Annotated in this window: 13 protein-coding genes; 9 read left to right on the plus strand and 4 right to left on the minus strand. The window is 61.9% G+C overall.

The window, feature by feature from the left end; all coding sequences use genetic code 11:
* Window positions 1-128 precede the first annotated feature (128 nt).
* The 4 genes from coxB (at window position 129) to ACO77H_RS00295 (ending at window position 4,498) form a co-directional block, all read left to right on the plus strand.
* Window positions 129-1,256, plus strand: coding sequence for a cytochrome c oxidase subunit II (gene coxB, locus ACO77H_RS00280; protein ID WP_169954105.1), 1,128 nt, complete (start codon window positions 129-131; stop codon window positions 1,254-1,256).
* 58 nt (window positions 1,257-1,314) lie between these two features.
* Complete coding sequence (gene ctaD / locus ACO77H_RS00285) at window positions 1,315-2,904, plus strand: cytochrome c oxidase subunit I (protein WP_038444815.1); 1,590 nt, start codon at window positions 1,315-1,317, stop codon at window positions 2,902-2,904.
* 120 nt (window positions 2,905-3,024) lie between these two features.
* Entirely contained in the window at window positions 3,025-3,576 is a 552-nt protein-coding gene (locus ACO77H_RS00290; RefSeq protein ID WP_076963356.1) for a cytochrome c oxidase assembly protein, read from the plus strand.
* A 34-nt stretch (window positions 3,577-3,610) separates the two neighbouring features.
* Window positions 3,611-4,498, plus strand: coding sequence for a cytochrome c oxidase subunit 3 (locus ACO77H_RS00295; protein ID WP_169954106.1), 888 nt, complete (start codon window positions 3,611-3,613; stop codon window positions 4,496-4,498).
* A gap of 4 nt (window positions 4,499-4,502) precedes the next feature.
* Here the strand turns inward: ACO77H_RS00295 and ACO77H_RS00300 are convergent, their stop codons facing one another.
* On the minus strand, window positions 4,503-4,706 hold the full coding sequence (locus ACO77H_RS00300) for a twin transmembrane helix small protein (protein WP_017528731.1): 204 nt from the start codon (window positions 4,704-4,706) through the stop codon (window positions 4,503-4,505).
* 84 nt (window positions 4,707-4,790) lie between these two features.
* Between ACO77H_RS00300 and ACO77H_RS00305 the strand changes: the two genes are divergently transcribed.
* Genes ACO77H_RS00305 through ACO77H_RS00325 form a run of 5 tightly spaced genes read left to right on the plus strand, consistent with a single transcriptional unit; the run spans window position 4,791 to window position 8,699 of the window.
* Entirely contained in the window at window positions 4,791-5,531 is a 741-nt protein-coding gene (locus ACO77H_RS00305; protein ID WP_432754827.1) for an SURF1 family protein, read from the plus strand.
* Complete coding sequence (locus ACO77H_RS00310; RefSeq protein ID WP_432754828.1) at window positions 5,497-6,090, plus strand: hypothetical protein; 594 nt, start codon at window positions 5,497-5,499, stop codon at window positions 6,088-6,090. Before ACO77H_RS00305 ends, ACO77H_RS00310 begins: the two co-directional genes overlap by 35 nt.
* A 10-nt stretch (window positions 6,091-6,100) precedes the next feature.
* Complete coding sequence (locus ACO77H_RS00315) at window positions 6,101-7,180, plus strand: COX15/CtaA family protein (RefSeq protein WP_432754829.1); 1,080 nt, start codon at window positions 6,101-6,103, stop codon at window positions 7,178-7,180.
* Window positions 7,168-8,067 carry a heme o synthase gene (cyoE, locus tag ACO77H_RS00320; protein ID WP_169954110.1) on the plus strand — a complete coding sequence of 300 codons (900 nt, stop codon included), beginning with the start codon at window positions 7,168-7,170 and terminating at the stop codon, window positions 8,065-8,067. The genes ACO77H_RS00315 and cyoE overlap by 13 nt, the downstream gene beginning before the upstream one ends.
* Complete coding sequence (locus ACO77H_RS00325; RefSeq protein ID WP_432754830.1) at window positions 8,064-8,699, plus strand: SCO family protein; 636 nt, start codon at window positions 8,064-8,066, stop codon at window positions 8,697-8,699. Before cyoE ends, ACO77H_RS00325 begins: the two co-directional genes overlap by 4 nt.
* 125 nt (window positions 8,700-8,824) lie before the next feature.
* Here ACO77H_RS00325 and ACO77H_RS00330 read toward each other — a convergent pair whose 3' ends face one another.
* The 3 genes from ACO77H_RS00330 to ACO77H_RS00340 are packed head-to-tail and all read right to left on the minus strand — an operon-like array spanning window position 8,825 to window position 11,346.
* Window positions 8,825-9,616, minus strand: a complete 792-nt coding sequence (locus ACO77H_RS00330) for a MetQ/NlpA family ABC transporter substrate-binding protein (protein WP_432754831.1) — start codon at window positions 9,614-9,616, stop codon at window positions 8,825-8,827.
* Between the two features lie 48 nt (window positions 9,617-9,664).
* The gene (locus tag ACO77H_RS00335; RefSeq protein WP_169954113.1) at window positions 9,665-10,339 is read right to left on the minus strand and encodes a methionine ABC transporter permease; all 675 of its coding nucleotides are present in this window, start codon (window positions 10,337-10,339) and stop codon (window positions 9,665-9,667) included.
* Complete coding sequence (locus ACO77H_RS00340) at window positions 10,339-11,346, minus strand: ATP-binding cassette domain-containing protein (RefSeq protein WP_170041980.1); 1,008 nt, start codon at window positions 11,344-11,346, stop codon at window positions 10,339-10,341. The genes ACO77H_RS00335 and ACO77H_RS00340 overlap by 1 nt, the downstream gene beginning before the upstream one ends.
* Window positions 11,347-11,570 lie beyond the last annotated feature (224 nt).

Below are 11,570 nucleotides of genomic sequence, written 5' to 3' on the forward strand. Positions count from 1 at the left end.
GCAATTAGCTGATGACGCCCGACTGCATTAGGCAGGCAAGGCTTGGCGGATGTAAGCAGTTTGGAAGCCGCCCCCTTGGCCGCAGGTGCAAACCGGCGGGATAACAAGAACGATAAGGGGAACCCGCAATGACGCGACATCCACATGTTTGGATGGGCTTACTCTTGTGGTCAGTATTCAGCCAGGCGCAAGCCGCCTGGACGGTGAATATGGCACCAGGGGCCACTGAAGTCAGTCACGCCGTGTTCGACCTGCACATGACCATTTTCTGGATCTGTGTGGTGATCGGCATCATCGTGTTTGGCGCCATGTTCTGGTCGATGATTGTGCATCGACGCTCCACGGGCCAGGTGGCGGCCAAGTTCCACGAAAGCACGACGGTCGAGATTCTCTGGACGGTGGTGCCCTTGCTGATCCTCGTCGCCATGGCCATTCCGGCGACCAAGACCCTGATCAACATCTACGACAGCAGTGAATCGGATATTGATATCCAGGTCACCGGCTACCAGTGGAAGTGGCACTACAAGTACCTGGGCCAGGACGTCGAGTTCTTCAGCAACCTGGCCACTCCCGCCGAGCAGATCCATAACCAGGCCACCAAGGGCGAACACTATCTGCTGGAAGTCGACCAGCCGCTGGTGCTGCCGGTCGGCGCCAAGGTGCGCTTTTTGGTAACGGCCGCCGACGTGATCCATTCGTGGTGGGTGCCGGCGTTTGCGGTCAAGCGCGATGCGATCCCAGGCTTCGTCAACGAGGCCTGGACCCGGGTCGAGAAGCCCGGCATCTACCGTGGCCAGTGCGCGGAGCTGTGCGGCAAGGATCACGGCTTCATGCCCATCGTCGTCGAGGTCAAGTCCAAGGCCGACTACGAAACCTGGCTCGGCGAGCGCAAGGAGGAAGCCGCCAAGCTCAAGGAGCTGACCTCCAAAGAGTGGACGCGCGAAGAGCTGGTGGCCCGTGGCGACAAGGTCTATCACACCACCTGCGTGGCCTGTCACCAGGCTGAAGGCCAGGGCCTACCGCCGATGTTCCCGGCGCTCAAAGGCTCGAAAATCGCCACTGGACCGGCGGCAGACCACCTGAGCATCGTCTACCACGGTAAGCCCGGTACGGCGATGGCGGCCTTTGGCAAACAACTGTCGGAAGTCGATATTGCGGCGGTCGTGACCTACGAGCGTAACGCCTGGGGCAACAACAAAGGCGACATGGTCACGCCCAAAGACGTGCTGGCCATCAAACAGGCGGAAAGCAAATGAACCTCTTCATTGCGTATGCCCTGAACCGCCCCGCCCATCCGCTTGCAGGAGAACGGCCATGAGCACTGTGATCGATGACCACGGTCATGCCGCTGACCACGCCCACGGTCCCGCCAAGGGCCTGATGCGCTGGGTGCTGACCACCAACCACAAAGACATCGGGACCATGTACCTGTGGTTCAGCTTCGCCATGTTCCTGCTCGGCGGCTCGTTCGCCATGGTGATCCGTGCCGAGTTGTTCCAGCCGGGCTTGCAGATCGTCGAGCCGGCGTTCTTCAACCAGATGACCACCATGCATGGCTTGATCATGGTGTTTGGCGCGGTGATGCCGGCGTTTGTCGGCCTGGCCAACTGGATGATCCCGCTGATGATCGGCGCGCCGGACATGGCCTTGCCGCGCATGAACAACTTCAGCTTCTGGCTGCTGCCGGCGGCGTTCCTGCTGCTGGTCTCGACCCTGTTCACCCCCGGTGGCGGGCCGAATTTTGGCTGGACCTTCTACGCCCCGCTTTCCACCACCTACGCCCCGGAAAGCGTGACGTTCTTTATCTTTGCCATCCACCTGATGGGTATCAGCTCGATCATGGGTGCGATCAACGTGGTCGCCACCATCCTCAACCTGCGCGCACCGGGCATGACCCTGATGAAGATGCCGCTGTTCGTCTGGACCTGGCTGATCACCGCCTTCCTGCTGATTGCGGTGATGCCGGTGCTGGCCGGTTGCGTGACCATGATGCTGATGGATATCCACTTCGGCACCAGCTTCTTCAGCGCCGCTGGCGGCGGTGACCCGGTGTTGTTCCAGCATGTGTTCTGGTTCTTCGGCCACCCTGAGGTGTACATCATGATCCTGCCGGCCTTCGGTGCCGTCAGCTCGATCATCCCGACCTTCTCGCGCAAGCCGCTGTTTGGCTACACCTCGATGGTCTACGCCACGGCGAGCATCGCGTTCCTGTCGTTTATCGTGTGGGCGCACCACATGTTCGTGGTGGGTATTCCGCTGGTGGGCGAGCTGTTCTTCATGTACGCCACCCTGCTGATCGCGGTGCCCACCGGGGTCAAGGTGTTCAACTGGGTCAGCACCATGTGGCAAGGCTCGCTGACGTTCGAGACGCCCATGCTGTTTGCCGTGGCCTTTGTGATCCTGTTCACCATCGGCGGCTTTTCCGGGTTGATGCTGGCGATTGCCCCGGCGGACTTCCAGTACCACGACACCTACTTTGTGGTGGCGCATTTCCATTACGTACTGGTGCCTGGAGCGATCTTCGGGATCTTCGCCTCGGCCTACTACTGGCTGCCGAAATGGACCGGCCATATGTACGACGAAACCCTGGGCAAGCTGCACTTCTGGCTGTCGTTCGTGGGGATGAACATGGCGTTCTTCCCGATGCACTTCGTGGGGCTGGCCGGCATGCCACGGAGGGTGCCGGACTACAACCTGCAGTTCGCCGACTTCAATATGGTGTCGTCGATTGGCGCCTTTATGTTCGGCGCCACGCAGATCTTCTTCCTGTTTATCGTGATCAAGTGCATCCGGGGCGGCAAGCCGGCGCCGGCCAAGCCGTGGGATGGCGCCGAAGGGCTGGAGTGGAGCATTCCTTCGCCGGCGCCGTATCACACCTTCACCACGCCGCCGGAGGTCAAATGAGCCCGGTCATGAAAACACTCCCGATCCCCTGTGGGAGCGGGCTTGCCCGCGATGGCGGCCTCAAGACCCCTGCAGAGCTTGAGGGCCTCATCGCGAAGCCAGCTCGCCCAGGTGGGCGCCATGGCTGACTCCGTGCCTCTCAACCGCCTGGTCACGCGCCTGCTGATCCTGGTGCTGGCGATGTTCGCCTTCGGTTTTGCCCTGGTGCCGATCTACGACGTGATGTGCAAGGCGTTCGGCATCAACGGCAAGACCGCGGGGCAGTACGAAGGCTCGCAGGTGGTCGATCCGTCACGTCAGATACGGGTGCAATTCCTGTCGACCAATGCCATCGATATGGTCTGGGAATTCCACTCCAAGGCCGACGAAATCGTGGTCCACCCCGGTGCGGTCAACGAGATGGTGTTCGTGGCCTTCAACCCCACCGACAAGCCGATGACCGCCCAGGCGATCCCGAGTATTTCCCCGGCCGAAGCGGCGATGTACTTCCACAAGACCGAGTGCTTTTGCTTCACCCAGCAAGTGCTGCAGCCGGGAGAGCGCATCGAGATGCCGGTGCGCTTCATTGTCGATCGCGACATGCCCAAGGATGTGAAGCATTTGACCCTGGCGTACACGCTGTTCGATATCACTGCGCGCCAACCGCCCGTGGCTGTCCATACCGGCGGCTAGGCGTGCCTGCGGGCTCGATTAGGAGAACGGATACATGTCGACTCATGATACGTACTACGTACCAGCGCAAAGCAAATGGCCAATAATTGCCACGTTTGGGCTGTTGATCACCGTGTATGGCCTGGGTGTGTGGTTCAACGACCTCAAGGCGGCCCGCCCGGAATCCCACGGCCCGCTGATCTTTTTCGTCGGCAGCCTGCTGCTGGCGTACATGATGTTTGGCTGGTTTGGCGCGGTGATCAAAGAAAGCCGCGCCGGGTTGTACAGTGCGCAGATGGACCGCTCATTCCGCTGGGGCATGACCTGGTTCATCTTTTCCGAGGTGATGTTTTTTATCGCGTTCTTTGGCGCGCTGTTCTATGTGCGGCATATGTCGGCGCCGTGGCTGGCCGGTGAGGGCTCCAAGGGCATTGCCCATATGCTGTGGCCCAATTTCGAGTTTGCCTGGCCGCTGCTCAACAACCCGGACCCCAAGCTGTTCCCGGCGCCGGAAGGCACCATCAGCCCGTGGGGCCTGCCATTGGTCAACACCATCTTGCTGGTGAGTTCCAGCGTGACCATCACCATCGCCCACCATGCCCTGCGCAAGGGGCATCGCGGCGCGCTGAAGATCTGGCTGGCGATCACCGTGTTGCTGGGGTTGGCGTTTCTCGGGTTCCAGGCCGAGGAATATATCCACGCCTATAAAGAGCTGGGCCTGACGCTGGGCTCGGGGGTGTATGGCGCGACGTTCTTCATGCTGACCGGCTTTCACGGTGCCCACGTGACCATCGGCACGATCATTTTGTTCGTGATGCTGATGCGCATCCTCAAGGGGCATTTCAATGCCGAGCACCAGTTCGGTTTCGAGGCGGCCAGTTGGTATTGGCACTTTGTCGACGTGGTGTGGATCGGTCTGTTTTTCTTCGTCTACGTGCTGTAGCGATTTACCAGGGGGCGTGGGAAACCAGCTGGCCGCTGAAGAACCCCCAGGTGATCAGCGCCAGGGTGATCACGGCCAGTACTACACGCACGGTCAAGGCGGTGACGAGGCGATTGGAGTGGCCCTCGTCCTTGACCAGGAAGAACAAGCCACTGAACAGGCTCACAACGGTAGCGATCAGCATCAGGGCGATAGCGGCTTTGAGCATGGTCAGGCTCCAGGGCTCTTATTTTGAGGGGCGGGCAATGAGATTCAGTATAGCCAGCACAGCATCGACCTTCGCGGTAACGCCATGAAACGCTTTCGCCCCGGGATTGCCCCGACCCTGGTGGTGCTGGTGCTGCTACCGCTGATGGTGTTCCTGGGCTTTTGGCAGTTGTCCCGTGGTCAGGAAAAACAGGCACTGCTCCAGAGTTATGCCGAACGCCGGGCGGCGCAGCCCATCAGCGTTGCGCAACTGGAGACGGTGGCGGATCCGGCCTTTCGCCGCGTGCAGTTGCGCGGGCAGTTCGACGCCGCGCACAGCGTGCTGCTGGATAACCGCATGCGCGACGGCAAGGCCGGCGTCGAGTTGCTGCAACCCTTTCATGACCAGACCAGCGGCCAGTGGCTGTTGCTCAATCGCGGCTGGCTGCCGTGGCCGGACCGGCGCACGCCGCCAGCTTTCACCACCCCCGACCAGCCTTTGAATATCAACGCCTGGGTGTATGTCGCCCCCGGCGAGACGTTCCAGCTACACGCCGACCCAGCCGCCGCCAAATGGCCACGCCTGCTGACGGCGCTGCACCCGCAGGCGCTGTGGGCCGAGCTGGAGCACAGCGGCTTTGCCTTTGAGCTACGGGCCGAAGCGGGCCCGGCGACCTATGAAACCCAGTGGCCAGTAGTGGCCATGGGCCCGGAAAAACACCTGGGGTATGCCGTGCAGTGGTTCGCCATGGCGCTGGCGCTACTGGGCCTTTACCTCTACCTCGGCTGGCACAACGCAAGGGAGAAGCACCATGGGAGCGGCCATGAATCCACTCAACATGTCTGACATGCCAGCGGCGCCCAACCGCAGCAAGGGGCGCTGGCAACTGATCCTGATCCTGCTGATGGTGATCGGCCCGATGGTGCTGGCGACCCTGATGTACAAGTGGCAGTTCTGGGTGCCGGACAACCGCAGCGATCATGGCGAAATGATCGGCAATGGCCAGACCCGCAGCGATATCGGCGTGCAGGCCGACGAGGACCGCTGGCAATTGCTGGTCACCGCGCCCGCGGCCTGCGCGGCCGATTGCCAGCAACTGGTCTACCTCGCGCGCCAGTTGCAGATCGGCCTGGGGCGCGATGCGTCCCGTGCCAGCCATGCCCTGGCCAGTGCGCAGCCGGTCGGCGCCGAGTATGAGGCCAAGTTGAAGGCCGAGTATCCGCAGTTGCAGCGTTTGCCCCTGGACCTGCCGACCTTCAAGCAAAACGCTGCCGCGCCGGGCGATGCGCAACTGTGGATCGTCGACCCCCACGGCAACCTGGTGCTGCGCTATGACGCGCGGGTCAAGGGCAAGGATCTGCTCAACGACCTGCGCCACCTGCTGAAACTGTCGAATATCGGATAAGGGCATCGTCATGGCCAAACCTGGATTTCGCCTCGCGCTGTTTGCCACCCTGCTGGCGCTGATTGTGGTGCTTTTGGGCGCCTACACGCGCCTGACCCATGCCGGTCTCGGTTGCCCGGACTGGCCGGGTTGCTATGGCTTTATCAGCGTGCCGAAAAGCGAGGCCCAGTTGGCCCATGCCGAGTTGCACTTCCCGGACACGCCGGTGGAGGCCGACAAGGGCTGGAACGAGATGATCCATCGCTATGCAGCAGGCACCCTGGGGCTGCTGATCGCGCTGTTGGCCACCCGCGCCTGGACTCATCGCCGGCATCCGGGGCAGCCCTTGAAGCTGCCGTTGTTTCTGCTGGCGGTGGTGCTCGCCCAGGCGGCCTTTGGCATGTGGACGGTGACGCTCAAGCTGTGGCCGCAGGTGGTCACCGGGCATTTGCTGGGGGGCTTCGCGACCTTGAGCCTGTTGTTTCTGCTGACCCTGCGTTTGTCCGGGGTGTTGCCGGCGCTGATCGTGCCCCGGCGCCTGCAGTATTGGGCCACGGCCGGCCTGGTGCTGGTGATCGGGCAGATCGCCCTCGGTGGCTGGGTCAGTTCCAACTATGCGGCGGTGGCCTGTATCGATTTGCCGACCTGTCATGGTGAGTGGTGGCCGGCAGCGGACTTTGCCAATGGCTTTCACCTGACCCAGCATATCGGCCCCAACTACCTGGGCGGGCAACTGGACAGTGATGCACGCACGGCGATTCACCTGACCCATCGCCTGGGCGCGCTGGTGGTGACTGTGGCGCTGCTGGGCCTGGCCTGGCAGCTCAAGGCGGTGGGCATGACCCGCCTGGCGGGCCTGCTGCTGGTTGCCCTGGCCGTGCAGATCGGCCTGGGCCTGAGCAATGTGTACTTTCATTTGCCGCTGCCGGTGGCGGTCGCCCATAACGCCGGCGGCGCAGCGTTGTTGCTGACCCTGGTGCTGGTCAATTACCACGCCCGTACCAGCCTGGTGCGGGTCCGCCACCAAGTGCCGTTCGGTTGGCGCTTCAGCCCGCGCAAGCACGTGTCGGGTCTGATCACCCTTAAAGGAGAGATGCCATGGCGACCTTGATTGGCGAGCGTCCCGGCCAGGCTATCTGGCGTGACTACCTGGAGCTGACCAAGCCCAAGGTGGTGGTGCTGATGCTGATTACCTCGCTGGTGGGCATGTTTCTCGCCACCCGCGCCGGGGTGCCGTGGCCGGTGCTGATCTTCGGCAACCTGGGGATAGCCCTGTGTGCCGGTGGCGCGGCGGCGGTCAACCATGTGGTGGACCGGCGCATTGACGCGCTGATGGCGCGCACCCACAAGCGACCGTTGGCTGAAGGCCGGGTTTCCCCGGCTGCCGCGCTGACGTTTGCCCTGGCGCTGGCGGTGGCCGGGCTGGCGTTGCTGCTGGCGTTTACCAACCCGTTGGCGGCCTGGCTGACCCTGGCCTCGCTGCTGGGCTATGCGGTGATCTACACCGGATTTCTCAAGCGCGCGACACCGCAGAACATCGTGATCGGCGGCCTGGCCGGCGCGGCGCCACCGTTGCTCGGCTGGGTGGCGGTCACCGGCCATGTGAGCGCCGAGCCGTTGCTGCTGGTGCTGATCATCTTCGCCTGGACCCCGCCGCACTTCTGGGCCCTGGCCATCCATCGCAAGGAGGAGTACGCCAAGGCCGATATCCCGATGCTGCCGGTGACCCACGGCGAGCACTACACCAAGGTGCATATCCTGCTGTACACCTTCGCGCTGCTGGCGGTGAGCCTGATGCCCTATGTGATCCACATGAGCGGGCTGTTATACCTCGGTTGTGCGCTGGTTCTGGGTGCGCGCTTTCTGCAATGGGCCTGGGTGCTGTACCGTGGCAGTCGGCCGCACGCGGCGATCAATACCTTCAAGTACTCTATCTGGTACCTGTTTTTGCTATTTATCGCCCTGCTCGTAGACCACTACTTATTGTTGAACCTATGACTCGAACTCAAAAAACTGTCGTTATCCTGGTGGCCGTCGTGGCGTTGATCATGGGCCTGACCGTCAACAAAGTGCTGTCTGGCAAGGGCCAGGGCGACCCTACGGCATTGATCGACGCGGGCATTATCCTGCTGCCGCAAAGCCGCCAGCTGCCGCCCGTGACCATGACCAACCAGGACGGCCAGCCGGTGCTGGTCAATGAGTTGAAGGGCAAGTGGAGCGTGCTGTTCTTTGGCTACACCTTCTGCCCGGACATCTGCCCGACCACCCTGGCCCAACTGCGGCAGATCAAGAGCGAGCTGCCCAAGGACGTGGTGGATAAGCTGCAGGTGATCCTGGTCAGCGTTGACCCGCATCGCGATACCCCGACCCAGCTCAAGCAGTACTTGAGCTACTTCGATCCGCAATTTGCAGGGTTGACCGGGGCGAATGTGGAGGATGTGCAGAAGGTCTCGAATGCGGTGAGCATTCCGTTCATTCCGGCCGACACCAGCAAGCCGAACTACACCGTCGACCACAGCGGCAACCTGGCATTGATCGGCCCGGATGGCAGCCAGCGCGGGTTTATCCGTGCGCCGTTGAATAACCAGAAGCTGGTGGCGCAGTTGCCGGGGTTGTTGCAGCGCAACTGAGCTGACAACACAGATCAAGTGTGGGAGCTGGCTTGCCTGCGATAGCGTCAGGTCAGCCAGCCTCTTGGTTGCTGACCCACCGCTATCGCAGGCAAGCCAGCTCCCACATTTTGCTTTGCTCGGCTTCAGAGATCGTCTTTCAGATCAAACGCCGGCAGGATCGCGCCTTTGTACTTCTCGTTGATGAATTTCTTCACTTCCGGAGTGTGCAGGGCTTTGACCAGTTTTTGCACCGCGTCCGAATCCTTGTTGTCCTCGCGGGTCACCAGGATATTGACGTAAGGCGAGTCGTTGCCTTCGATCGCCAGGGCATCCTTGGACGGGTCCAGCTTGGCTTCCAGGGCGTAGTTGGTGTTGATCAGGGCCAGGTCGACCTGGGTCAGCACGCGCGGCAGGGTGGCGGCTTCCAGTTCGCGGAATTTCAGGCCTTTTTCGTTGCCGGTGATGTCCTTGATGGTCGACAGGATATCGGTCGGGTTCTTCAAGGTGATCAGGCCCTTGCTGGCCAGCAGCAACAGCGCGCGGCCGCCGTTGGTGGCGTCGTTGGGGATCACCACGTTGGCGCCGTTCGGCAGCTCGGCCAGGGTTTTGTATTTGCTGGAGTACGCGCCCAGCGGCTCCAGGTGCACGCCGGCGACGCTCACCAGGTGGGTGCCCTTGGCCTTGTTGAACTCATCCAGGTACGGCTGGTGCTGGAAGAAGTTGGCGTCCAGGCGTTTTTCGGCCACTTGTACGTTCGGCTGCACGTAGTCGGTGAACACCTTGACCTTCAGGTCCACGCCTTGCGCGGCCAGGGCCGGCTTCACGAACTCAAGGATCTCAGCGTGCGGCACCGGGGTCGCGGCGACCGTCAGGGTCTCGGCGGCGTGGGCGGAAAATGCGGCAACCGCGGCGAAAGCAACCAGTAGTTTTTTCATCCAACAAGCTCCTTGTTCGGGCATGCCGGCGAGGGCCGGCAATGGCCGTTATTTTCGAGAATAGTGGGTCACCAGCTTATCGCCGATGGTTTGCAGAATCTGCACCAGCACAATCAACATCACCACGGTCACGACCATGACGTCATCCTGGAAACGCTGGTAGCCATAGCGGATCGCCAGGTCGCCCAGGCCACCGGCACCCACCACACCCGCCATGGCGGTGTAGCCCACCAGGGCAATGGCGGTCACGGTGATTGCAGCAATGATGCCCGGCTTTGCCTCGGGCAGCAGCGCCTTGGTGATGATCTGCCGGGTGGTCGCGCCCATGGCCTGGGTCGCCTCGATGATGCCGCGATCGACCTCGCGCAGGGCGGTTTCCACCAGCCGCGCGAAGAACGTCGAAGCGCCTACCACCAGCGGTGGAATCGCGCCGGCCACGCCCAGCGAAGTGCCCGTGAGGAACACGGTCGTCGGGATCATCACGATCAGCAGAATGATAAACGGCAGCGAACGTATGGCGTTGACCACGAAGGCCAGGGCGGCATAGGTGGTTTTCTGCTCCAGCAACTGCCGTGGGCTGAAGAGAAACAGCAGGATGCCCAGCGGCAGGCCCACCAGCACGGTGAAAAACAGCGAGGTGCCGAGCATCAGCAGGGTGTCGTTGGTGGCCACCCAGATATCAGCCCAGTCGACGTTGTCGAAATAATGCAGTAACACGTCCATTAACGCAGGACCTCCATGTGCACATCGGCGGCGGTAAAGCGCGCGAACGCCGCTTCCATGTCACCGCCGGTGATGGCCAGGGTCAGTTGCCCGTAAGGGGTATCTTTGATGTGGTCGATGCGACCGGCAAGGATGCTGTAGTCCACACCCGTTTCGCGGGCGACGGTACCCAGCAGTGGCGCGTAGGTCGCTTCGCCCTGGAACGTCAGGCGCACGATGCGGCCCGGCACATGGGCGAACACATCGCGCTGCTCACCTTCATCGACCTGCTCGGCTTCTTGCACAAAGCGCTTGGTGGTCGGGTGCGTGGGGTGCAGGAACACCTGGGCCACCGGGCCTTGCTCGACAATCACCCCGGCATCCATCACCGCGACCTGGTCGCAGACACGGCGGATCACGTCCATTTCATGGGTGATCAGCACGATGGTCAGCTTCAGCTCGCGGTTGATCTCGGCCAGCAATTGCAGGACCGAGGCGGTGGTCTGTGGGTCGAGGGCGCTGGTGGCTTCGTCGCACAGCAGGATTTTCGGCTTGGTGGCCAGGGCACGGGCAATGCCGACGCGCTGCTTCTGGCCGCCGGACAGTTGCGCCGGGTACTTCCTGGCGTGGTCGGCGAGGCCGACCCGGTCCAGCAGTTCGGCCACGCGCGCATCGATCTCGCGGCGCGACAGTTCGCCCGCCAGGGTCAGCGGCAGCGCGACGTTGTCGGCAACGGTCTTGGAGGCCAGCAGGTTGAAGTGCTGGAAGATCATCCCGACCTGCTGCCGGAAACGGCGCAGGCCGTTGGCATCCAGGGCGGTGACTTCTTCGCCATCCACCTGGATCTGGCCGCCCGAAGGCTCTTCGAGGCGATTGATCAGGCGCAGCAGAGTACTTTTTCCCGCGCCGGAATGGCCGATCAGGCCAAACACCTGGCCGTTCTCGACGCGCAGGCTGGTGGGATGCAGTGCGGGGATATCCTTGCCGGCGACCCGGTAGGTTTTATGGACGTTATGAAACTCGATCACGTAGCGAACCTTGTGGGGCGCATTGAAAAGGGATCAGCGGTTAGCCGGGCGCGCATTTTAGCCTGTCCGTATAGCGTTTCTTAGCATTTATTTCGTATTCAACCAGCGATTTGGCAATAACGCGATCAAAGGTCATAAAAAAGGAACGGTAAAAAATCCCGTCAGTCACTACTTAAGCAACTCGATTTCCCGGGTGCCGTGCCCGGGGTTTTGCTCAAACGAGC

It is taken from the genome of Pseudomonas sp. WMBT8 (assembly GCF_050916005.1).
Lineage (GTDB): Bacteria > Pseudomonadota > Gammaproteobacteria > Pseudomonadales > Pseudomonadaceae > Aquipseudomonas.